20 protein-coding genes, 21 tRNA genes and 1 pseudogene are annotated in these 22,592 nt (G+C 44.4%); 17 read left to right on the top strand and 25 right to left on the bottom strand.

Going from position 1 to position 22,592, the window contains the following annotated elements:
* Positions 1–14: 14 nt before the first annotated feature.
* Positions 15–1,151, bottom strand: a complete 1,137-nt coding sequence (locus tag Vt282_RS10185; protein ID WP_162063301.1) for a flagellar assembly protein FlgT — start codon at positions 1,149–1,151, stop codon at positions 15–17.
* A gap of 154 nt (positions 1,152–1,305) precedes the next feature.
* Here Vt282_RS10185 and Vt282_RS10180 point away from each other — a divergent pair, with 154 nt between their 5' ends.
* Together Vt282_RS10180 and flgP are read left to right on the top strand one after the other, a co-directional pair.
* Positions 1,306–1,941: a FlgO family outer membrane protein gene (locus tag Vt282_RS10180; RefSeq protein WP_162063300.1), complete on the top strand. Its 636-nt coding sequence runs from the start codon at positions 1,306–1,308 to the stop codon at positions 1,939–1,941.
* Between the two features lie 8 nt (positions 1,942–1,949).
* The gene (gene flgP, locus Vt282_RS10175; protein ID WP_162063299.1) at positions 1,950–2,381 is read left to right on the top strand and encodes a flagellar assembly lipoprotein FlgP; all 432 of its coding nucleotides are present in this window, start codon (positions 1,950–1,952) and stop codon (positions 2,379–2,381) included.
* Positions 2,382–2,476: 95 nt separating this feature from the next.
* Here flgP and Vt282_RS10170 read toward each other — a convergent pair whose 3' ends face one another.
* From Vt282_RS10170 to flgA, 3 genes are all read right to left on the bottom strand, one after another.
* Positions 2,477–2,902, bottom strand: a complete 426-nt coding sequence (locus Vt282_RS10170; RefSeq protein WP_162063298.1) for a flagella synthesis protein FlgN — start codon at positions 2,900–2,902, stop codon at positions 2,477–2,479.
* Between the two features lie 12 nt (positions 2,903–2,914).
* The gene (flgM, locus tag Vt282_RS10165) at positions 2,915–3,220 is read right to left on the bottom strand and encodes a flagellar biosynthesis anti-sigma factor FlgM (protein WP_162045822.1); all 306 of its coding nucleotides are present in this window, start codon (positions 3,218–3,220) and stop codon (positions 2,915–2,917) included.
* 102 nt (positions 3,221–3,322) lie between these two features.
* Positions 3,323–4,069 (bottom strand): flagellar basal body P-ring formation chaperone FlgA, encoded by a 747-nt coding sequence (flgA, locus tag Vt282_RS10160; protein WP_162063297.1) that lies wholly within the window; start codon positions 4,067–4,069, stop codon positions 3,323–3,325.
* Between the two features lie 74 nt (positions 4,070–4,143).
* On the opposite strand from flgA, the gene Vt282_RS10155 reads away from it, so the two are divergent.
* From Vt282_RS10155 to Vt282_RS10085, 15 genes and pseudogenes are all read left to right on the top strand, one after another.
* Entirely contained in the window at positions 4,144–5,070 is a 927-nt protein-coding gene (locus tag Vt282_RS10155) for a chemotaxis protein CheV (protein WP_162045824.1), read from the top strand.
* 10 nt (positions 5,071–5,080) lie between these two features.
* Positions 5,081–5,908: a CheR family methyltransferase gene (locus Vt282_RS10150; RefSeq protein ID WP_162063296.1), complete on the top strand. Its 828-nt coding sequence runs from the start codon at positions 5,081–5,083 to the stop codon at positions 5,906–5,908.
* A gap of 169 nt (positions 5,909–6,077) precedes the next feature.
* The gene (gene flgB, locus Vt282_RS10145; RefSeq protein WP_162045826.1) at positions 6,078–6,473 is read left to right on the top strand and encodes a flagellar basal body rod protein FlgB; all 396 of its coding nucleotides are present in this window, start codon (positions 6,078–6,080) and stop codon (positions 6,471–6,473) included.
* 5 nt (positions 6,474–6,478) lie between these two features.
* Complete coding sequence (gene flgC / locus Vt282_RS10140; protein WP_162045827.1) at positions 6,479–6,895, top strand: flagellar basal body rod protein FlgC; 417 nt, start codon at positions 6,479–6,481, stop codon at positions 6,893–6,895.
* Positions 6,896–6,911: 16 nt separating this feature from the next.
* A complete protein-coding gene (locus Vt282_RS10135; protein WP_162045828.1) occupies positions 6,912–7,622 on the top strand; it encodes a flagellar hook assembly protein FlgD in 711 nt (236 codons plus the stop codon).
* A 26-nt stretch (positions 7,623–7,648) separates the two neighbouring features.
* Positions 7,649–8,950 carry a flagellar hook protein FlgE gene (gene flgE / locus Vt282_RS10130; RefSeq protein ID WP_162063295.1) on the top strand — a complete coding sequence of 434 codons (1,302 nt, stop codon included), beginning with the start codon at positions 7,649–7,651 and terminating at the stop codon, positions 8,948–8,950.
* A 199-nt stretch (positions 8,951–9,149) separates the two neighbouring features.
* A complete protein-coding gene (gene flgF / locus Vt282_RS10125) occupies positions 9,150–9,899 on the top strand; it encodes a flagellar basal-body rod protein FlgF (protein WP_162063294.1) in 750 nt (249 codons plus the stop codon).
* A gap of 19 nt (positions 9,900–9,918) precedes the next feature.
* A complete protein-coding gene (flgG, locus tag Vt282_RS10120; protein WP_162045831.1) occupies positions 9,919–10,707 on the top strand; it encodes a flagellar basal-body rod protein FlgG in 789 nt (262 codons plus the stop codon).
* 18 nt (positions 10,708–10,725) lie between these two features.
* The gene (gene flgH, locus Vt282_RS10115; RefSeq protein WP_162045832.1) at positions 10,726–11,505 is read left to right on the top strand and encodes a flagellar basal body L-ring protein FlgH; all 780 of its coding nucleotides are present in this window, start codon (positions 10,726–10,728) and stop codon (positions 11,503–11,505) included.
* Positions 11,506–11,555: 50 nt separating this feature from the next.
* A complete protein-coding gene (locus tag Vt282_RS10110; protein ID WP_162045833.1) occupies positions 11,556–12,647 on the top strand; it encodes a flagellar basal body P-ring protein FlgI in 1,092 nt (363 codons plus the stop codon).
* Between the two features lie 9 nt (positions 12,648–12,656).
* On the top strand, positions 12,657–13,580 hold the full coding sequence (flgJ, locus tag Vt282_RS10105; RefSeq protein WP_162063293.1) for a flagellar assembly peptidoglycan hydrolase FlgJ: 924 nt from the start codon (positions 12,657–12,659) through the stop codon (positions 13,578–13,580).
* A gap of 195 nt (positions 13,581–13,775) precedes the next feature.
* The gene (gene flgK / locus Vt282_RS10100) at positions 13,776–15,647 is read left to right on the top strand and encodes a flagellar hook-associated protein FlgK (protein WP_162045835.1); all 1,872 of its coding nucleotides are present in this window, start codon (positions 13,776–13,778) and stop codon (positions 15,645–15,647) included.
* Positions 15,648–15,657: 10 nt separating this feature from the next.
* Complete coding sequence (gene flgL, locus Vt282_RS10095) at positions 15,658–16,851, top strand: flagellar hook-associated protein FlgL (RefSeq protein ID WP_162045836.1); 1,194 nt, start codon at positions 15,658–15,660, stop codon at positions 16,849–16,851.
* 354 nt (positions 16,852–17,205) lie between these two features.
* Positions 17,206–18,345, top strand: a complete 1,140-nt coding sequence (locus Vt282_RS10090) for a flagellin (protein ID WP_162045837.1) — start codon at positions 17,206–17,208, stop codon at positions 18,343–18,345.
* Positions 18,346–18,805: 460 nt separating this feature from the next.
* Positions 18,806–19,938 (top strand): annotated as a pseudogene (locus Vt282_RS10085) (flagellin).
* A 198-nt stretch (positions 19,939–20,136) separates the two neighbouring features.
* Here the strand turns inward: Vt282_RS10085 and Vt282_RS10080 are convergent.
* The 21 genes from Vt282_RS10080 to Vt282_RS09970 all read right to left on the bottom strand — a co-directional run bounded on the left by Vt282_RS10080 (position 20,137) and on the right by Vt282_RS09970 (position 22,568).
* A tRNA-Leu gene (locus Vt282_RS10080) sits at positions 20,137–20,221 on the bottom strand.
* 50 nt (positions 20,222–20,271) lie between these two features.
* Positions 20,272–20,346 (bottom strand) — tRNA-Gln (locus Vt282_RS10075).
* Between the two features lie 29 nt (positions 20,347–20,375).
* A tRNA-Leu gene (locus tag Vt282_RS10070) sits at positions 20,376–20,457 on the bottom strand.
* Positions 20,458–20,508: 51 nt separating this feature from the next.
* A tRNA-OTHER gene (locus tag Vt282_RS10065) sits at positions 20,509–20,580 on the bottom strand.
* A gap of 29 nt (positions 20,581–20,609) precedes the next feature.
* Positions 20,610–20,694 (bottom strand) — tRNA-Leu (locus tag Vt282_RS10060).
* A gap of 51 nt (positions 20,695–20,745) precedes the next feature.
* A tRNA-Gln gene (locus Vt282_RS10055) sits at positions 20,746–20,820 on the bottom strand.
* A 31-nt stretch (positions 20,821–20,851) separates the two neighbouring features.
* A tRNA-Leu gene (locus Vt282_RS10050) sits at positions 20,852–20,936 on the bottom strand.
* A 25-nt stretch (positions 20,937–20,961) separates the two neighbouring features.
* Positions 20,962–21,042, bottom strand: a tRNA-Leu gene (locus Vt282_RS10040).
* 51 nt (positions 21,043–21,093) lie between these two features.
* Positions 21,094–21,169 (bottom strand) — tRNA-OTHER (locus tag Vt282_RS10035).
* Between the two features lie 16 nt (positions 21,170–21,185).
* Positions 21,186–21,270, bottom strand: a tRNA-Leu gene (locus Vt282_RS10030).
* 51 nt (positions 21,271–21,321) lie between these two features.
* Positions 21,322–21,396, bottom strand: a tRNA-Gln gene (locus Vt282_RS10025).
* Between the two features lie 29 nt (positions 21,397–21,425).
* Positions 21,426–21,505, bottom strand: a tRNA-Leu gene (locus Vt282_RS10020).
* A 51-nt stretch (positions 21,506–21,556) separates the two neighbouring features.
* Positions 21,557–21,631 (bottom strand) — tRNA-Gln (locus Vt282_RS10015).
* A gap of 31 nt (positions 21,632–21,662) precedes the next feature.
* Positions 21,663–21,747 (bottom strand) — tRNA-Leu (locus Vt282_RS10010).
* A 25-nt stretch (positions 21,748–21,772) separates the two neighbouring features.
* Positions 21,773–21,857, bottom strand: a tRNA-Leu gene (locus tag Vt282_RS10000).
* Positions 21,858–21,909: 52 nt separating this feature from the next.
* Positions 21,910–21,986 (bottom strand) — tRNA-Met (locus Vt282_RS09995).
* A 16-nt stretch (positions 21,987–22,002) separates the two neighbouring features.
* Positions 22,003–22,087, bottom strand: a tRNA-Leu gene (locus Vt282_RS09990).
* A 51-nt stretch (positions 22,088–22,138) separates the two neighbouring features.
* Positions 22,139–22,213: transfer RNA gene (locus Vt282_RS09985), tRNA-Gln, on the bottom strand.
* Between the two features lie 29 nt (positions 22,214–22,242).
* Positions 22,243–22,327, bottom strand: a tRNA-Leu gene (locus Vt282_RS09980).
* A gap of 27 nt (positions 22,328–22,354) precedes the next feature.
* Positions 22,355–22,439: transfer RNA gene (locus tag Vt282_RS09975), tRNA-Leu, on the bottom strand.
* A 52-nt stretch (positions 22,440–22,491) separates the two neighbouring features.
* A tRNA-Met gene (locus Vt282_RS09970) sits at positions 22,492–22,568 on the bottom strand.
* Between the last annotated feature and the right edge of the window lie 24 nt (positions 22,569–22,592).

The raw sequence follows: 22,592 nt of genomic DNA, 5'->3' as shown, positions 1-22,592 counted from the left end.
AAAAGAGCATGTGATTAAGGAATAAGCTTATGCATCACATCGCCAATCTGAATACTACTCATAAGTTCGGGTTGGTCAACTGTTAACTCAGCTTCACCCTCATAAACTCGTCCTACCGTGAGTGTAATATCCGATGCGGAAACCTTATTGCGAGGTAATCCGCGTTGGTCGATAAACGAACCTGTGTGCCAAAGCTGTAATTTGTCCCCTTCTTTTACCCCATGTAAGCGTCCAAGGTTCATGGTCAGGACATTGCCCCACTTAGCAACGATCTCTGGTAGCGTGATCTTACATGAGACTTCGGATTCTAAATCCAACATCACATTACGACTCAGACGTAACATCATTTCGCCGTACGTTGATGTCCAAAAGCGAGCGCTGCGTGTGTCGACTTGGCTGGTCTTAGGAAATGGCCAACGCGCAATTTCACGATAGCTACGGGTATACACTTCGCTTCCCGTTTTACCATCAAATACGGTCAACTCCATTGCGAACTGGCGGTTAATGACATCACTTTTTAATACGTTTTGCTCAATCGTTGCGGTTAAATCGGTAATCGTTCCTCCCAATACATACTGAGCATCGGTATCTTCGGCAATCATCTTAATTCGTTCTGGATTGCGTTTATTGATCTCATAGTCAGTCGTACCGACAGAAACAAAACTGGCAGATTCTTGGTCTAACTGACGGTTGATCACCTGTGCAAAATCATCACCAACACTATAAATTTGTCCCATTACCGCCTGTTGTGGAGAGGCAAGATCGATATTACCGACCAAAAATGTCTTTTTGTACTGGTTAACGTGGCAACCTGTTGCCGATGGGTAGATATCAATGCGCGCTTTGACGTACATGACATTCTTACGGACTTTCTGTTCTTCGACTAAGACATAACGCACTTCGTGATTAGTAAATTGGTACTCTTTCTGCGAGCTTTCTAAAAGCGGACGAAGATTTGAAATGCTGCCAATATCAGCACCGGAAAAGTTAACTGCCTTATAAATCGCATCCTCCAACGCGTGCAAGCGCGCCGCATCTTCAGAGGCGACAACGGTTGCAGAGCCAGTGACTTCATACCAAGCCGCATGAGCTAAGCTAGGTAGTAGAGTCAGAGCAAAGGCAGAGAAAAGGCTCAATAATGATTTTTTCATATTAATTTACCAACTAGGTACATTTTTGCTTTATGAATAATAACTGATTTTGGCAGTGCGTTTCTAAAGGTTTGCAAACATAGAAAAGCAAAGAGCGTTCCACTTTTTACAGAGAGATAGAAATGGCTCGCTAGTGCCTTAAGGAGATTAGAGAATGAAAAAATGGTTATCGCTGGTACCCGTATTGGTTTTGACGGCTTGTGCCTATTCACCAATATATAACGGCAAAGAACCCTATACTGGCAGTCAATTTATGCTAATGGACAGCCCGCGCCATACTTTAGACTTCTTCGTTGAGAGTTTAACGGAAGAGTTGGTTCAATCGAATACGAGTGTCTCAGCGCGGACACCAATTGCGGTTACCTCGTTTGTCGACCTACAAAATATGGACGCGACCAACTGGTTGGGTAATTCGGTATCTGAAGGTTTTATTTACCAATTCCAACGCCGTGGCTTTAAAGTCGTCGACTATAAAACTACGGGCAGCATTCAAGTTACGCTGCAAGGTGATTTTGCCTTTAGCCGTGACTGGAAAGACTTGGCAAAAGAACAAGACATTCAGTATGTTTTGACGGGCACGATGTTGCGTCAAGAAGGCGGTGTGTTGGTGAATGCTCGTGTCGTTGGTATGCAATCACGTATCGTGGTCGCTTCTGCACAGGGCTTCTTGCCTGCCGATCGTATTGGTAGAGATCTTGATACCTTGAATAGCATTCGTACTCAAGACGGTGTGTTGATTCGCTCTGACCCATCGATTCGTCAGCCTTATACCGTTATTCTACGTCCCTAGGAGTTCGCATGAAGAACTTATTATTATTGTTAGTTTCTTTGGCGATGGTTGGCTGCCAACCGTTGACCCAAATGCGACCGGATGATTGGTTGACAGCTGTTGGTTATGCCAGCATCAGTGAACAAAAAGGGCGTGATGAAGACGAAAAACAAGTTCGTGCGATGCGCGCGTCGAAAATTGATGCGTACCGTGAGTTAGCAGAACAAGTTTATGGTATGCGTGTTAGTGGTCGAGCGGATCTGCAAGACCAGCGTTTAGGCACGGAATTTACCTCTGGTGCCGTAGACGGTGTGATTCGTGGTGCCGAAGTAATTCGTAGCTATAAAGTAGGTGACACTTATGTCACTGAATTACGATTAGATATCCAAAAAATGAATAAGCTACGCGATTACGGTGAAGTGCAACAGGTTCCTGAAAAACGTCAGCAAACTCTGTTTTAATGACACTCTCTGATCTCAAAAAAAAGCGGCCAATACATTGCCGCTTTTTTGTTTGAATCTATCATCAGTATCTTGAAGTCATTTGGGTATAAAACCTAGGCTTTAATATTGGTACCCAAGGTTGATACGTTATTCGTTTGACCTTTAGCGGTATAGGTCATACCGACCTTACCTTGGCTTTGCTTCATTAAATTGTTGAGCTTATGAAAACTCAGTTGCGCTCGCTGCAAGGCTTCACCATTGAGCTCATTGCGTTGCTGGCATTCCGTAATCAACTCACGAATTTGTTCAACCAATGTTTGAAGTTCCGGATCAGTAGTCAGGCTTTCTACTTCTGGATGTCGACCGATCCTTTCATCCGTGGTTTGTAGTTGAGTGATCAGGGTGTTTTTTTGGATTGCTAACGCCTCGATCTCCTTGGAGATACGTTGTGCGATAGCCACTTGCTCTTTACCTAACAGTTCTAACAGTTCAGTGGCATTTTTCAGTTGAAACTCAACTAAACCTTTTAAAGCTGCCATTTACCCTCTCTATTACAAACCACCAAGCTCTTTTTCGAACTTGATCATATTGCTGGCAAGTTTATCAGGATCGACTGTGTACGAACCATTAGCGATAGCTTCTTTGATCGCTGCTACTTTTGCTTGATCAAAGCTAGCACTGCTTGCCATTTGATTTTGCAGTTTTGCTTCTGAGCTCAAAGATACCGCATCTTGTGGAGTAGATGCAGATTTTGTGCTTGAAGACACAGATGAACTTGCACTGTCATTGGTACGCGCAGTACTTCGAGAAGTCGACGTCAGGGTCTGCCCTGAACGTATGTTATCTATACCTGCCATTAAGAAAGCCTTTAAATTGAAAATCCTGTACTGTCCATATCGGCAGAAATGGACAGAGCTTTAATGTTTTTTAAACCAATCCTTGGCAAAATTTATTGTCGGCTAAAAAACCACGGTGATTTCACCAATATCGGTTACTTTACCATCAATTATACGATTTGAACGGCTATTTTTCACTTTTATCTGCTCACCGTGCGATCCGTCGGATAAAGCAACCCCTTTAGTGGTTATCGTAAGATCCGATTTAATGGCTTTAATGGTCACAATATCGTTGCGACAGACAATGCAAATATCATTTTGCTCTATAATTTCACCGGCCCTAAGATTTTTCTTCACTTTTGCTCCAATCACAGCATTTATTGAGGAAAAACCTTGCCGCCTCAAGCGCTGCAAGTCTACCATACTCATGGTGATATCTTGAGCGGTGATAATTTGACCTCGACTTAACGCTGATATCAACGCAACTTGTGGTCCTTTACGCGTTAATCGCACAGGCACATAAAGCTGCCAATTATCTGGTTCACATTCAATAAGAACCGTAATATTACTTGCACTTGAGTTCGTTGAATTTGAAGACGCACTGAGTGGAATAGGGCAATTGGTTGCAAAAACACGATTGTCTATATTGGCCGCTTTAGCAGTGAGTTCGCCACCGATTGGGTATTCTACATTGTCCAAAATATAGTTTTCAGCAGCGATTTGTATTGCTCTGATCTGCTCATCAGTAGCAGATTGCGATGAAAAGCTAAAGAGTAGCAATGAAATGCCGATATATTTGATTGTTTTATCAAGATGTAAAGATATCTTGGATGTGGAAATAACAGAAAAGTATGACTTAAAATGCATCATGCGGTTTCTCAATTTTCATAGCCGCTCTAAGATTACCACTTTTTTACATCAAAGTTTGAAATGGAGATGAGCTTATGACGGGTATTCTTGATTCTGTGAATCAGCGTACACAACTCGTCGGTCAAAACCGATTGGAACTTTTAACCTTTCGCTTAATGGGACGCCAACGTTATGGCATTAATGTGTTTAAGGTTAAAGAAGTTCTGCAATGCCCTAAGCTTACTTCAATGCCAAATCTTCACCCGTTAGTTAAAGGCGTGGCGCATATTCGTGGCCATACGGTTTCGGTGATTGATTTAAGTTTGGCGATTGGTGGTCGAGCAACAACGGACATCGATAAAGCCTTTGTTGTGATCGCTGAGTTTAACCGCAGCATTCAAGCATTTTTGGTGAGTTCCGTTGAACGTATTATCAATATGCATTGGGAAGCGATATTGCCGCCACCAGAAGGGTCGGGTCGTGCACACTATTTAACGGCAGTCACTAATATTGATAACGAACTGGTTGAAATTCTAGACGTAGAAAAAATTCTTGCTGAAATCGCTCCTGTTGATGAAACAATGGATCGTTCGATTAGTGAAGAGATTGAGCAGGCTCATGCTGAAAAGCCAGTGGTACGTAGAATATTAATTGCCGATGATTCTACCGTTGCACGTAGACAGGTGGAGCGAGCGATAACATCACTCGGTTTTGAGGTTGTTTCGGTAAAAGATGGCAAAGAGGCTTACGAAAAACTGTTAGAGATGGCATCACAAGGTAAGATCTATGACCAGATCTCGTTGGTCATTTCAGATATCGAAATGCCAGAAATGGATGGCTATACTTTGACTGCAGAGATTCGTCGTAATCCAGAGCTAAAAGATTTGTATGTGATTCTGCACTCTTCTTTGAGTGGAGTGTTTAACCAAGCAATGGTTGAGCGCGTTGGCGCCAATTCATTTATCGCTAAATTTAATCCAGATGAGTTAGGTAATGCAGTGAAAACTGCACTTATAAAATAAAGAGAAATTAATGACAGCGATAACAATAAGCGATCATGAGTATCGTGAATTTAGTCGATTCTTGGAGTCTCAATGCGGCATCGTATTGGGCGACAGTAAGCAATATTTAGTCAGAAGCCGTTTAAGCCCTCTTGTGGTTAAATTCAAAATGGCCTCTATTTCTGATTTATTGCGCGATGTCATTGCTGGACGAAATCGTGAGTTACGCATAGCGGCGATTGATGCCATGACAACCAATGAAACATTATGGTTTCGTGATGGCTATCCGTTTACCGTTTTAGCAGAGAAGATTCTGCCAGAGTTAGCTGCAAACAAACGCCCGATAAAAATATGGTCGGCTGCGAGTTCTTCAGGTCAAGAGCCATATTCAATGGCGATGACAGTATTAGAAACACAGCAACGCAAGCCCGGTTTTTTGCCGAGCGTTTCTATTACTGCAACCGACATTTCTTCAAGTATGCTTGATATGTGCCGTTTGGGTATCTACGACAACCTTGCACTTGGACGTGGCCTTTCACCAGAGCGCCGACGCCAATTTTTTGAAGATGCCGGTGATGGCCGAATGAAAATCAAAGAGACAGCTAAGCGTCTGGTTAACTTTCGCCCTCAAAACCTGATGGATAGCTATGCTTTGTTAGGTAAGTTTGATGTGATCTTTTGCCGAAACGTGTTGATCTATTTTTCACCTGAGATGAAGTCAAAAGTACTCAACCAGATGGCGAATAGTCTCAACCCTGGCGGTTATTTACTTTTAGGGGCGTCGGAGTCACTAACCGGATTGACTGACCGTTTTGAGATGGTGCGTTGTAACCCTGGTATCATCTATAAACTGAAGTAATTTCAAGATATTCAGCCCAGCGTTATGCTGGGCTTTTTTATTACTTGGTTTTGGCGTATTTCTTGCTGAGCTAAAGCAATATTCCATATCGCAAACGTTCGTCATTCATATGGCACGCATTTTGCTTTTAATAAAATAATAACAGTCAGTTCTATACGTAGAGGTAAACATGGCTATTTCTTTTGACAAGGCTTTAGGCATTCACCAACACACTGTGGGTGTCCGTGAGCGCAATGCTGAGGTGATATCCACCAACATCGCGCAAGCAAACACGCCGGGTTACAAAGCAAAAGGCATGGACTTCAATAAAGCGTTGCAGGCGGCAAAGTCGGAGGCAAGTATTGGTCTTAGCCGTACCGACAGTCGGCATATTCCTGCCTCTACGCATGTCACTGGCGAAGTGCTTTACCGATTACCAACTCAGCCTGATACGGGTGATGGCAATACTGTCGATGTTGATTTGGAACGTAACTTGTTTATGCAAAACCAAATTAGACATCAAGCATCACTCGACTTCTTAGGAAGTAAATTTAAGAATTTAAGCAAGGCAATTAAAGGGGAATAACTTAGATGAGCTTATTTAATGTGTTCAATGTGACTGGTTCTGCGATGAGTGCTGAATCTGTTCGTCTAAATACGACCTCTAGTAACTTGGCTAACGCAGACAGTATCTCGAGCTCAGCGAAAGATACCTATAAAGCGCGCCATGCCGTGTTTGGTGCTGAATTGAGTAAGGCAAAATATGGCCACGACCATACCGTGCCGGTAAAAGTGTTGGGCATTGTTGAGAGCGATAAGCCTCTAAATGCTGAGTACAATCCAGATCACCCATTAGCGAATGATGACGGCTATATCTACAAGCCGAATGTCAACGTTATGGAAGAAATGGCAAATATGATTTCTGCTTCTCGCTCATACCAAACGAATGTGCAATTAGCAGATGCCAGTAAACAAATGCTGCTGCGTACGCTGCAGATGGGTCAGTAAGGATAGGAGGTAACGTATGGCCGGTGGTATTAACAACGTTGGTCAAAGCGGCTTGTCCTATGTAGACCAGCTAAAAGCCCTACAAGACCAGAAAAAGCCCAATGAAACAACAGGTAAGCAAGATCTTAAACAAGAAGATTTTCTTTCGTTGTTGACGAAGCAATTGGCACAACAAGATCCATTTAAGCCTGTTGGCAACGATCAGATGATTGCTCAGATGGCGTCATTCGCGACGGTTGACGGCATTGGCAAAATGAACAACCAGTTTGAAACATTGAATACATCAATGACATCAAACCAAGCTCTACAAGCTTCTACGCTTGTTGGCCGTGATGTACTCGTTCCGGGTGCTGCAGGGGTTAAACAAGACGGTGAATCGATGGCGGCCATGGTAAAACTTCCGCAAAACGTGGATAACCTACTTATCCGTGTGGAAGACGAAATGGGGCAATTGGTGCGCACATTTGAAGTGGGAGCCAAACTTGCTGGTGATAACCGTGTCGTTTGGGACGGCAAAGATGAAAGCGGTAATCCGTTGCCAGCGGGTAAATTTAAAGTCAAAGCTTCAGGTTTACTTGAAGGAGAAAGCAAAGAGTTTGAAGTATCGACATACGCAAACGTCAACAGCGTTCTTTTGGGTAAAGGTGATGGCAATGTACTGCTCAATCTGGCTGGCTTTGAGTCACCAGTTCGACTTGCTGAAGTACTCGAAGTAGGCAAAGCGTAACCGCAGGCTAGATAGGAGAATTTGAAATGTCATATGTTTCATTAAGCGGGTTGTCGGCCGCTCAGTTAGATCTGAATACGACCAGTAACAATATTGCCAACGCGAATACTTTTGGTTTTAAAGAGTCGCGTGCTGAATTTGGTGATGTGTACTCCAACTCGCTATTCACCAATGCGAAAACCTCACCTGGTCAAGGTGTGCAAGCCAACAAAGTTGCTCAGCAATTCCACGAAGGTTCAAGTGTTTACACCAATAACCCGCTCGATTTGCGTATTTCTGGTACTGGTTTCTTCTCGGTGGCAAAAGATCGCCTATTGCCACAACAGAATGAATTAACACGTAATGGTGCATTTCACTTAAACAAAGACAACTACTTGGTGACGTCAAACGAAGAGTATTTGCTGGGTTATGAAGTGAACCAAGACACGGGTGATGTTCTTTCTTACGAGCCTCGACCACTAAGTATTCCAGCCGAGTTCGGTAAGCCTAAGCAAACGGCAAATATCGAAGTGGGTGTTAACCTGCCGGCAAACGGCGCGTTGAAAGATCCAACATTGTTTGATTTCTCTAATCCAGATACTTACAACCGTTCAACGTCATCGACTATTTATGACTCGATGGGCCAATCTTACAAGTTGACTACGTACTACTTGAAAGACCAAAACCAGCCTAATACTTGGCAAACCTACTACACGGTAACTGACCGTGAGGGTGAAAAGCCAATCAATATTGCTGGTGGTGATGCCACTTCGGGAACACACATTGGTCACACCATGCGTTTTAATAACGATGGTACGATGCAGAGCATCAACAACGGCAACAATATCGTTTCAGAACCTATTGGTGCAGGTACTAACCCACTTGATATGAACGGTGCTGACATTAGTCAAACACTGTCATTCAAATTGGACTCTGCGACTCAGTTTGCTGCGCCATTTGAGCTCAGCAAGTTTGATGAAGATGGTGCGACAACGGGCTTCTTGACTAAGATTGACTTTGACGAGAACGGTAGCGTACTTGGTACTTACTCAAACGGTGAGAACGTGACTCTAGGCCGTGTTGCACTAGTACGTGTTGCGAACGAGCAAGGCCTAGATAAGAAAGGCGGCACCCAATGGGATTCGACTCAGTTCTCTGGTGACAAAATTTGGGGCGAATCGAACAAAGGTTCATTCGGTACCATCAACAATGGTGCTCTCGAGCAATCAAACATTGATATGACCCAAGAGTTAGTCGATTTGATCTCAGCGCAGCGTAACTTCCAAGCGAACTCGCGTTCACTTGAAGTGCATAACCAGCTACAACAAAACATTCTACAAATTCGCTAATTATTGAGTTTGTATACACACTAAAATATTGGCAACTTGGCGGCAAAACCAAGTTGCCTTTGTTTGCCTCAGTGGCAAAGTTTATTCCTCTCTTTTTACCATTCCTCGTGATGCTTGCCATCACTCATTGATTTTATTGCGTTTTTATTGGCATATTAATTGCTTTAATGGTCATGAATAGTGACTTTTGGAGCAACTAATGGATCGTTCTCTGTTTTTAGCCATGAGCGGAGCCAAGCAGAATATGCAAGCGCTGCAGCTCAGAGCGAACAACCTAGCTAACGTCGGTACCACGGGTTTCCGTGCTGATTTGGCGCAAGCTCGTTCAATGCAAGCATACGGTGATGGTTTACCTACCCGTGTATTTAGCATGACAGAGCGTCCAGGACATAATTTCCAACAAGGCAGTGTTATTACGACAGGCCGTGATCTTGATGTCACTATTCAAGGTGATGGTTGGATTTCCGTTATGGATAAGAACGGCCAAGAAGGTCTGACGCGTAACGGCAATCTACAAATTGATGCGACTGGTTTGTTGACCAGTGGCAACGGCAATTTAGTGATGGGTGAGGGCGGTGGCCCAATTACCCTGCCTATTCCTGTCAGCAAAGTTGAAATCGGGACAGATGGTACGATTTCAGTCGTACCACAAGGTGCGCCGGCTAATGCGATGGAAGTTGTTGACCGCATCAAACTGGTTCAAATCAATAACCAGTCACTATTCAAAGATGCAAACGGGTTGTTTAGAGCGAAAGAAGCAAACACTGCTTACGAGGCGAATGCCGCAGTTAAGCTGCTTACGGGCGCTATCGAAGGAAGTAACGTCAACGCGGTTGGTGAAATGACAGCTCTGATCGATTTGCAGCGACAATTTGAAATGCAAGTCAAAATGATGAGCACGGCAGAAGAGATGGACAAAGCGTCCGACTCGCTACTTCGTTCGAGCTAAGAGAGATTAGGAGAAAGTTATGCATCCAGCATTATGGGTAAGTAAGACTGGCTTAGATGCTCAGCAAACCAATATTTCAACCATATCAAACAACTTGGCGAACGCTTCAACCATAGGTTACAAAAAAAGCCGTGCGGTGTTTGAAGATTTGTTTTACCAGAATATCAACCAAGCGGGTGGTCAGTCATCGCAAAATACTGAGCTTCCGAGTGGTTTAATGCTTGGTGCAGGCTCAAAGGTTGTGGCAACCCAAAAGGTGCACACCAATGGCAACGCACAAACGACCAGTAACAGTTTGGACATGATGATCGAAGGCGATGGTTTCTTCCAGATCCTAATGCCAGACGGCAATATTGGTTACAGCCGCAACGGCCAGTTTACCGTGAATGATGAGGGTGTGATTGTAACGTCTGGTGCCGGTTATGCGCTGGAGCCTGAAATTGCCATTCCTGAAGACGCAGTCGGTATTACGATTGGTACTGACGGCGAAGTTTCGGTCCGTTTGCGCGGGCAGCAAGATAACCAAGTTGTTGGTCAGATCACCACGGTAGATTTTATCAACCCAGGTGGCTTAGAGCCTATTGGTCAAAACCTTTACTTGCCGACTGGCGCGAGTGGCGATCCTCAAGAAGGGGTTCCGGGGCTTGATGGTTTTGGTGACATTCGTCAATCAATGCTTGAAACATCAAACGTAAACGTGACCGAAGAATTGGTGAACATGATCGAAGCTCAGCGTGTCTACGAGATGAATTCAAAAGTGATTTCAGCCGTGGATAAGATGATGAGCTTTGTTAACCAGCAACTGTAATTGATAAGAGGCTTTAGCATGAAGCGTATTCTTGCCCTAACTTTTGTTGCCTTAATGTCGGGTTGTTCGATGCTGCAACCGCCAGTAGAAGCGCCTGATGTCACCCAAGGAACCACGACTGTTGATGCCGTGGAGGGTGATAAATCGAGCGATGAGAGCACTGGCATTATCGATACCTTACGTGGCCGAACTGATCCAGTTGAGGGTGATCCTGCATGGGCACCGATTCACCCAAAACATCAACCAGAGCATTATGCGGCAGAAACGGGTTCATTGTTTAGTTCTGCTCGTACTACGAGCCTTTATGATGACTCTAAACCGCATGGTATTGGCGATATCATTACCGTCACATTGGATGAAGCAACCAAAGCGGCAAAAAGTGCTGATGCTGATTTATCAAAGAATAATGATGCAAAGATGGACCCGTTAGAGGTCGGTGGTCAGCAGCTTAATATTGGTGATTACAATTTCTCTTATAACTTGTCGAATGATAACAAGTTCAGTGGAAGTTCAGCGGCCAATCAAAGCAATAGCTTATCGGGTTCCATTACCGTTGAAGTGATTGAAGTGCTAGCCAATGGCAACCTAGTCATTCGTGGTGAAAAGTGGTTAACGTTAAATACCGGTGATGAATATATTCGTCTGAGCGGCACGATTCGTCCAGAAGACATCACTTACGACAATACCATCGCTTCAACGCGTGTCTCCAATGCTCGTATCCGTTATTCAGGTACGGGAAATCAACAAGATATGCAAGAGCCTGGATTCTTGGCACGATTTTTCAATGTATCTCTGTAACAGTGTTTGAAGTCGGTGTTTTGACATCGACTTAAGTTACAGGTAACGCCATGAAAAAAGCTCTACTCCTTATCACCAGTTTATTGCTACTTGCCACGTCCGCTCAGGCCGCCCGCATTAAGGACGTGGCTCAAGTTGCAGGTGTCCGCAGCAACCAATTGGTCGGATATGGCTTAGTTACAGGCTTACCTGGAACCGGTGAATCGACGCCATTTACTGACCAAAGCTTCAATGCCATGTTGCAAAACTTCGGCATTCAATTGCCACCAGGCACTAAGCCAAAAACCAAAAACGTTGCCGCTGTTATTGTTACCGCCGAATTGCCCGCTTTCTCTAAGCAAGGACAAAGCATTGACGTTACCGTCTCTTCAATTGGTTCTGCTAAAAGTTTACGCGGTGGTACTTTGATGCAAACCATGCTGAAAGGTCTCGATGGTGAGGTGTATGCGGTTGCGCAAGGTAACTTGGTGGTCAGTGGTTTCAGTGCCAGTGGTGCCGATGGTTCTAAAATTGTGGGTAACAACCCTACCGCGGGTATGATTTCGAACGGCGCGATGGTAGAACGTGAAATCCCAACGCCATTTAGTCGTGGCGACTTCATCACTTTCAATTTGCTTGAATCAGACTTTACCACCGCTCAACGCCTTGCTGATGCCGTCAACAATTTCCTTGGTCCGCAGATGGCGCAGGCGATTGATGCAACCTCAGTCAAGGTTCGAGCTCCGCGTGATACCAGTCAGCGTGTTGCGTTTTTATCAGCGATTGAAAACCTAGAATTTGATCCGGCAGAAGGTTCTGCGAAAATCATCGTCAACTCACGCACGGGTACCATTGTCGTCGGTAAGCATGTTCGTCTTAAAGCTGCTGCGGTCACGCATGGTGGTATGACTGTTGCAATCAAAGAAAACCTTAATGTCAGTCAGCCAAATCCCTTTGGTGGTGGTGATACGGTTGTCGTGCCAGACTCAGACATTGAAGTGACCGAGCAACAAGGTAAAATGTTTAAATTTGAACCAGGTTTAACTTTAGATGATCTCGTTCGAGCGGTTAACGAAGTGGGTGCGGCGCCGTCAGACTTAATGGCCATCTTGCAAGCGTTGAAGCAAGCGGGTGCCATTGAAGGTCAATTAATCATTATTTAAGGGATAAGCATGATAAATAACGGCAACGATATAGGCTTTATCCATGACATCGCGGGTCTTGATAAACTACGTCAACAAGCGGTAAATGGTGATGAAGGTGATGACAAAGCGGCACTGACTGCGGCGGCAAAACAGTTTGAAGCGATTTTTACCACCATGCTGTTCAAATCCATGCGCGAAGCAAACACGACCTTTGAGTCCGATTTGATGAATAGCCAGAATCAACAATTTTATCGCCAAATGCTGGATGAGCAGATGGCGAGTGAGTTGAGCTCTTCGGGTTCTTTGGGATTAGCGGATATGATCGTTGCTCAGTTAAGCTCTGGTTCGATTGAAAATCAAAATGCTAAAGCGGGTGATGAGAACTTTGAACAGTTAATGGAAAAAGTGGATCGTGCTCGCCTAGCAAGAGCCAACCGTGTTGAGGCAGAAGAAGTGTTACCTACTCAAGCTTCACCGTCTCAACCAAGCCGTTTTGATAGCCCTGAGTCGTTCGTTACTTCAATGAAACCTTATGCCGAAAAAGCGGCAAATGCGCTTGGCATTGATTCATCATTGTTATTGGCTCAAGCCGCACTTGAAACGGGTTGGGGACAAAAGATGGTTGCTAATAGCCGTACTAGCAGCAACAACTTATTTAATATCAAGGCTGATAAGAGTTGGAGCGGTGAGCGAGTGGCCACTCAGACACTGGAATATCATCAAGGTGTACCAGTGCAAGAGAAAGCCGCGTTTCGAGCTTATCAAGACTATGAGCAAAGTTTTAATGACTATGTTCGTTTTCTCAATGAAAACCCGCGTTATACGATGGCACTGCGTCACGGTGGTGACCCTGAGCAATTTATTCGTGGTATTCATCAAGCGGGTTACGCGACCGATCCTCAATATGCAGACAAAGTATTGCGGGTTAAGGCTAAAATTGACCAAATGTAAAAGCACCTTCGGGTGTTTTTTTATTTTATAACGTAATAATCTCCGCTTATCTCATGCGCGCGTTTTACTCATATAACGTTCGTAACATCTCAACATTTTCATCTTTGACCATGTGTTTTTCTGCTGGCACATTTATTGCAAATATCCCATTAATCGCGCAGCAAAGGCTGTATTTATAAGGTTTCTGGGGGCAGTATGGCCGATCTTTTAGGTTTAGGTACGCAGAGTGTATTAACCGCTCAACGACAACTAAACACGACCAGTCATAACATATCCAACGTCAATACTGAGGGCTATAGCCGTCAATCGGTCATACAGGGTACGAATAACCCAATTATGTACGGTGGCGAAAGCTATGGTATGGGCGTGCACGTGGAAAATGTTCGCCGCTCTTGGGATCAATTTGCAGTCAATGAACTAAATCTTGCCACTACCCAATATGCCAACCGTTACGTCAATGAAGAAGATCTACAAAGCTTAAGTGGTCTGCTTTCATCAGTGGCGTCGCAAAAAATTCCAGAAAATATGAACAGTTGGTTTGATGCGGTCAAATCATTAGCTGACAACCCCAACGATGTCGGCTCACGCAAAGTGGTATTGGAAAAAGCTTGGTTTATCGCGCAAAACCTTAATGATTTAAACGAATCGATTCGTCGTCAGCATGATGTCGCCAATAAAAAATTGGAAATGGGTGTTGAACGCATTAACCAGCTTGGTCAGGAATTGCGTGATGTTAACCGTATGCTAATCCGCCACAATGGCACACCAAACGACTTAATGGACAAGCATGACAAGTTGGTAGCTGAGCTTTCAGAATACACCAAAGTCACCGTTACCCCGCGTTCGAACCGAGAAGGCTTCAATATTCACATTGGCAATGGACATACTTTGGTTTCGGGTGCTGAGGCGAGCACGTTGGCATTAATCGAGGGTACGCCAGATGTTCATCAGCGTCGCCTAGCCATGATTGAGGGGAAAGGGGTCAAAGCCATTACCAGCAATGATATTGATGGCAAGTTAGGGGCGATGCTGGATATGCGTGACAATAAAATTCCTCATATATTGGATGAGCTGGGCAAAATGTCGATCGGTTTTGCTGATTCCGTCAACTACTTGCAATCACAAGGTCTCGATTTAAAAGGCAATGTGGGTCAGAACATGTTTACCGATGTTAACTCCCAGAATGCAATTGAGTCCCGTGTTGTTGCAAGTACAGGTTCAAAGGCTGACCTCGATGTCTACATCGATGATATTAACCAGCTAAAAACGGGTCAGTATTCGTTGCAATACGATGGCAGTAACTATTTTGTTACGCGTCCTGATGGTCAGCGTGAGCAAGCTAGTGTGACAGACAATGCCATTAATATTGATGGTCTACGAATCCAGATTAATCAAAATCTTGCAAGTGGTGAACGAGTTTTTATTCGTCCAACGCGTAATGGTGCGGGTGAAATAAAGCTGATGCTTGATGATCCGACAAAAATTGCCGGCCAAAGCTATGAAGCTTCGACATCAATGGCTCAAGGTTCTGCCGTGTTTGCTATTGAAGCCGCGGGCCAGTTACGTGAATTTGAGGTGATGATTTCTCCTGATGGGCGTCAATTTGCCGTGACTGATACCAAAGGTAATGTGTTGCTTCAGCCACAACCGTACCCACCTCAAGAGCCTGTTACGGTATTAGGTACAACCTTTACTCTTACTGATGGCGCATTGGCAGGCGATAAATTTACGGCAAACCTTGTCCCATCGGAAGGGGATAACGGCAACTTACGTAAGATGTTGTTTTTACAGACAGAGAAATACCTCAATAACGGTGAATCGACCGTTATTGATATCTACCATGACCTAAATACGGACATGGGGCTCAAACTCTCCACCGCGTCGAAGAAAACGGATATTGCGTTAGTCGAAAAACAAACCGCGCAAGAGCGCGTAGCGACAGTTTCTGGCGTCAATCTGGATGAAGAAGCGGCAAATATGATGAAGTTTCAACAAGCTTACATGGCGTCATCGCGCGTGATGCAAGCGGCAAATGAAACCTTCGATACGATTTTGGCACTGAGGTAGGGAGCAATAAATGTTAAACCGAATTTCTAGCTTTCATCACTACCAAGCGGTGCAAAATGATCTGCGTCGTCAAGAAAATAAGGTGCATCATAACCAAGCCCAATTAGCGTCGGGTAAACGCCTTGTTGAGCCGAGTGAAGATCCTTTGGCAACTCATTACATTCAAAACGTTGGTCAGCAAACAGAGCAGCTTAAGCAGTACGTCAATTCAATTGTTCTCTCTCGCAATCGCCTAGAGCATCAGGAAGTGATTGTGGCAAACGCAGAGCAATACATTGATGAAGCCAAGCGTACTGTGATGGAAATGATCAACGGTTCATTGGCTCCTGAGGATCGTGTCGCTAAGCAGCGTGAGATCGAGGAGCTGTTCGATAATATGGTGAGTTTGGGCAATACCCAAGATGAGTCAGGTAATTTTATCTTTTCGGGTACCAAAACCAAGGTACAACCTTTCTTTCGTGATAAAGAAGGGAATGTGAGTTATGCCGGTGATAATTACCAACGGAAAATGCGTATCTCAGCTGGGTTAGAGATGCCAATCAATGATCCTGGCAACCAAGTGTTCATGCAGATCGATAATCCATTTGGTGATTACGATCCTAAGTATCAGCTGCAAGAAGGTTCTGAGTTACTTTTAGAGCGAGCAACCAACTTAGATTCTCAAGACCAGTCGAGCTACCGTCTGACTTTTGTTGATATGCCAAGCGGGAACTACGGCTATCAACTGGAAAAAGACGGCAGTGTAGTACAAGCGGATGAATTCAATCCAAGCCAACCAATTCAGTTTGAAAATTTATCGATTCAGCTGAAAGGTCAGATAACCAAGGGTGATGTGATTGAGTTAGAGCCGAAACAAACGTTCACTATGTTTGATACGTTTAAGCGAGCAAGAGACTTGTCTGAAGGCTCGGTATCGGATGCTTCCAACACGGCGGAATTGCATCAGGTAACCCAAGAGATGCACGCTGCTTTTATTCATTTCAATAAAGCGCGTTCTGATCTCGGCGCTCGTTTGAGCACACTTGATATTCAAGAGCATCAGCACGAAGACTTTTTGGTGACTTTAGCGAAATCGAAAAGCACTTTTGAAGATTTAGATTACGCGGCGGCAGTGGTGGAATTTAACGAGAACACCAGAGCTCTACAAGCGTCGCAACTAGCCTTTGGTAAAGCGAAAGATCTAACACTGTTTAACTACATTTAAGCCTTATGTGCAATGCCATAGTGCAGTAGCTAATTTGTGGAGATTTTAAATAAGCGAGAGTGGCAAACAAGTGGCAATTAGGCGGCAAAATAGCCACTGCTGATTAAGTTTGCGGCAACTAAAAAAAACTCAAATGAGACGTCCTTAATTAAGTTGCTGAAAATAAAGAGATTTTAAATAAAACTGAACTATTCAAAAGTTGGCATATTAATTGAATTAGCTTAGACATAGTTTTAAACCAGTTTTTAAGTTGAGGCATCCTCCTCACTTAGCAATAGTTTACGGTCAGTGCTTCCAAATGAGATTAAGCTGGCCGCTTCGCAATAAAATGCGAACTCACTAGGAGTGCAAATTATGACCATTAACGTAAATACTAACGTTTCAGCGATGACAGCTCAGCGTTATCTAACTAAGTCTACAGACGAATTGAATACCTCAATGGAGCGTTTGTCGTCGGGTAGAAAAATCAATAGTGCAAAAGATGATGCTGCTGGCTTACAAATTTCTAACCGTTTGACTGCTCAAGCGCGTGGTCTTGATGTTGCAATGCGTAACGCCAACGATGGTATTTCGATTGCTCAGACTGCGGAAGGTGCGATGGAAGAGTCTACTTCTATTCTGCAACGTATCCGTGATCTAGCACTGCAATCAGCAAACGGCACTAACTCTTTGATGGAACGTGAAGCAATCAACGAAGAAGTGGTCGCTCTTCAAGATGAGCTTAACCGTATCGCGGAAACAACCTCTTTTGGTGGTCGTAAACTATTGAATGGTCAATTTGGTGATGCGGCATTCCAAATTGGTGCGAGCTCAGGTGAAGCGATGATTGTTGGTTTAACAAGCATTCGTGCCGATGATGACCGTATGGGTGGACAAAGCTTTGCCGGTACTATTGGTAAAGATGCGGAGTGGGGTATTCCTGCTGATAAAAACGCGCTTACGATTAAGTTCACCACTAAAGATGGCGAAGTCATTGACCTTGCGCTGAATGCTCGCCCTGGTGATGACATCGAAGAATTGGCGACTTATCTTAACGGCCAGTCACAAAAGATTAACGCATCAGTTGATGAAAAAGGTCAACTTCAAATCTTTGTTCCACATCGTAACTTGGAAGGTGAGGTTGAGTTTGGCGGTACCTTGGCCACAGAGCTTGGTTTAGAGTCTGGCCCGGGTATTGCGACAACCGTGAATGACATCGATGTGACGACGGTAGGTGGCGCACAAAATGCGGTTGGTATTGTCGATTCTGCCATCAAGTATGTTGACTCACAACGCGCGGACTTGGGTGCAAAACAAAACCGTTTAAGTCACAGCATTAATAACTTAGCAAACATTCAAGAAAACGTATCGGCATCAAACAGCCGCATCCGTGACACTGACTTTGCGAAAGAAACGACCGCGATGACAAAAGCACAAATTCTGCAACAAGCTGGTACTTCGATTCTAGCTCAAGCGAAACAGTTGCCTAACTCTGCAATCACGCTATTGCAGTAATAGCAAAGCTTCCTACTTACGCATTATCCAGACGTGGAGTGGGTAGGAAATTTGCGGCAAACATAAGTAAATACACGCTGAGGTTCTCTCAAACCTGCCTCAAACTAGTGTTTACTTATGTCATGGAAGCCAAGTTGTGATCATTTCTCTCGATCTCCACGATGGCAGCCTCCATAGCCCCGGTTCTCTCAAAGAATGGGGCTTTTCTTTTATCTAAATTTCCGCCATTTACATTGATAAATTGAAGGATTAGAAAACTTTAATTATTTCTTTCTTCTTTTGACTCAATTCACCAATCTGATACTAACCGCCTTATTTTTAGCGTAATTTCCTTAATTGCTCTAAAGTTAACCAATTTTACGTCGTTATTAAGGTTACTTAGAAAGGGCTTTGGTTTCCCCAAGACGCTGGAAACCGTTTTGAACTTCCGCAGAAACGGAAATCATTAGGAGATACCACCATGGCGGTGAATGTAAATACAAACGTGTCAGCGATGACAGCACAACGTTATTTAAACAGTGCAACGAGTGCGCAGCAAACATCAATGGAGCGCTTATCATCGGGCTCTAAAATTAACAGTGCAAAAGATGATGCTGCGGGTCTTCAGATCTCAAACCGTTTGAATGTACAAAGCCGTGGTTTAGATGTGGCCGTGCGTAATGCAAATGATGGTATTTCGATTGCTCAAACCGCTGAAGGTGCAATGAATGAGACTACGAACATTTTGCAACGTATGCGCGACTTATCATTGCAATCTGCTAACGGTTCAAACTCAAAGTCAGAACGTGTAGCAATTCAAGAAGAGATCACTGCGTTAAACGATGAATTAAATCGTATCGCAGAGACCACCTCTTTTGGTGGTAATAAGCTGCTCAACGGTACTTTTGAAACGAAAGCGATGCAAATTGGTGCTGATAGCGGTGAAGCCGTGATGTTAACGCTTAGCAACTTGCGTAGTGATAACGCGTTGATGGGTGGCAATAGCTATGTTGCGGCAAACGGCAAAGGCCCGGATTGGGTGGCAACGAAAGATGCTGACTTGACGATTAAGCTCACAGATAAACTCACAGGGAGTGAGCAGAATATCGTAATCAAAGCGAAAGGCGGAGACGATATCGAAGAACTCGCCACTTACATCAATGGCCATACAGATATGGTTAAGGCATCTGTCGGTGAAGATGGTAAGTTACAGCTGTTTACTGACAATAATCGTGTGACTGGTGCTGCAGAGTTTGGCGGTGCACTGGCTGATGACCTAGGCTTTGGCGAAGCTCAAGCACAGACCGTAAGCAACATGGATGTAACCAGCGTAGCGGGCGCTCAGCAGTCTGTTGCAGTGGTTGATGCGGCTTTACGCTTTGTTGATAGCCACCGCGCAGAACTGGGTGCATTCCAAAATCGTTTTGATCATGCAATCAGTAACTTAGACAACATTAATGAAAATGTGAATGCGTCTAAGAGCCGTATCAAGACACTGACTTTGCGAAAGAAACTACGGAACTGACGAAATCACAAATTCTTGGTCAAGCATCGTCATCTATTTTAGCTCAAGCGAAACAAGCACCTAATGCAGCTCTTGGTTTACTTGGTTAATCTAAATTCATGAGAAGAAGCCAGCCGTTGTGCTGGCTTTTTTATGTATCTAACAAAAATAATGAGATGGATTTTTAGTATTTGTGGCCATGATTATGAACGGAGCGATGACCTATCGCGGAGTGACCGATGGAAATGCTTATTAGATTGGAATAGGGGAAAAACACAAAACCCAGCATAAAGCTGGGTTCGATGTTATGGTGCGGAAAGAGAGACTTGAACTCTCACACCTTGCGGCGCCAGAACCTAAATCTGGTGCGTCTACCAATTCCGCCATTTCCGCATATTATTTATATTCATACCGCTAATTGGTAAAACCATATGAAATTGTAGTGGCAGGTCTACCTGGATTCGAACCAGGGAATGGCGGCATCAAAAGCCGCTGCCTTACCGCTTGGCGATAGACCTGCAGGTGATAATCTATGATTATCAAATAATGGTGCGGAAGAGACTTGAACTCTCACACCTTGCGGCGCCAGAACCTAAATCTGGTGCGTCTACCAATTCCGCCATTTCCGCATATTATTTATATTCATACCGCTAATTGGTAAAAGCCATATGAAATTGTAGTGGCAGGTCTACCTGGATTCGAACCAGGAATGGCGGCATCAAAGCCGCTGCCTTACCGCTGGCGATAGACCTGCAGATGATAATCAATGATTATCGAATAATGGTGCGGAAAGAGAGACTTGAACTCTCACACCTTGCGGCGCCAGAACCTAAATCTGGTGCGTCTACCAATTCCGCCATTTCCGCATATTGTTTGTATTCATACCGCTAATTGGTAAAAGCCATATGAAATTGTAGTGGCAGGTCTACCTGGATTCGAACCAGGGAATGGCGGCATCAAAAGCCGCTGCCTTACCGCTTGGCGATAGACCTGCAGGGTATAGTCATCATGACTATCAAATTATGGTGCGGAAGAAGAGACTTGAACTCTTACACCTTGCGGCGCCAGAACCTAAATCTGGTGCGTCTACCAATTCCGCCACTTCCGCATAATTTGTTTGTAATCGATCAAGATGGTGCGGAAAGAGACTTGAACTCTCACCTTGCGGCGCCAGAACCTAAATCTGGTGCGTCTACCAATTCCGCCATTTCCGCGTCTTGAATCTTTACGCAACCAAAATTGAAAGTTCAATTCTTAGTTGAATATGGTGGCTACGACGGGATTCGAACCTGTGACCCCATCATTATGGTGATGTGCTCTAACCAGCTGAGCTACGTAGCCAAAATTGTGAACAATATGGTGCGGAAAGAGAGACTTGAACTCTCACACCTTGCGGCGCCAGAACCTAAATCTGGTGCGTCTACCAATTCCGCCATTTCCGCATATTGTTTGTATTCATACCGCGAAGTGGTAAAAGCCATATGAAATTGTAGTGGCAGGTCTACCTGGATTCGAACCAGGGAATGGCGGCATCAAAAGCCGCTGCCTTACCGCTTGGCGATAGACCTGCAGATGATAATCAATGATTATCGAATAATGGTGCGGAAGAGACTTGAACTCTCACCTTGCGGCGCCAGAACCTAAATCTGGTGCGTCTACCAATTCCGCCATTTCCGCATATTATTTATATTCATACCGCCAATTGGTAAAAGCCATATGAAGATGTAATGGCAGGTCTACCTGGATTCGAACCAGGGAATGGCGGCATCAAAAGCCGCTGCCTTACCGCTTGGCGATAGACCTGCAGGGTATAGTCATCATGACTATCAAATTATGGTGCGGAAGAAGAGACTTGAACTCTTACACCTTGCGGCGCCAGAACCTAAATCTGGTGCGTCTACCAATTCCGCCACTTCCGCATAATTTGTTTGTAATCGATCAAGATGGTGCGGAAAGAGAGACTTGAACTCTCACACCTTGCGGCGCCAGAACCTAAATCTGGTGCGTCTACCAATTCCGCCATTTCCGCGTCTTGAATCTTTACGTAACCAAAAATTGAAAGTTCAATTCTTAGTTGAATATGGTGGCTACGACGGGATTCGAACCTGTGACCCCATCATTATGAGTGATGTGCTCTAACCAGCTGAGCTACGTAGCCAAAATTGTGAACAATATGGTGCGGAAAGAGAGACTTGAACTCTCACACCTTGCGGCGCCAGAACCTAAATCTGGTGCGTCTACCAATTCCGCCATTTCCGCATATTGTTTGTATTCATACCGCTAATTGGTAAAAGCCATATGAAATTGTAGTGGCAGGTCTACCTGGATTCGAACCAGGGAATGGCGGCATCAAAAGCCGCTGCCTTACCGCTTGGCGATAGACCTGCAGGTGATAATCAATGATTATCGAATAATGGTGCGGAAAGAGAGACTTGAACTCTCACACCTTGCGGCGCCAGAACCTAAATCTGGTGCGTCTACCAATTCCGCCATTTCCGCAAAATTATGTGTAGATTGATTTCAATATGGTGCGGAAGAAGAGACTTGAACTCTTACACCTTGCGGCGCCAGAACCTAAATCTGGTGCGTCTACCAATTCCGCCACTTCCGCATCTTGAATCTACATAACTAACAGTTAATTGGTAAAAACTATTAGTTTAATATGGTGGCTACGACGGGATTCGAACCTGTGACCCCATCATTATGAGTGATGTGCTCTAACCAGCTGAGCTACGTAGCCATCTTGTGAGCGAGACAATATAAA

The sequence above is a fragment of the Vibrio taketomensis genome (assembly GCF_009938165.1).
In the GTDB taxonomy this organism is placed as follows: domain Bacteria; phylum Pseudomonadota; class Gammaproteobacteria; order Enterobacterales; family Vibrionaceae; genus Vibrio; species Vibrio taketomensis.
The sequence above is the reverse complement of the archived record's forward strand: the minus strand, read 5'-3'. Positions and strand labels throughout refer to the sequence as shown.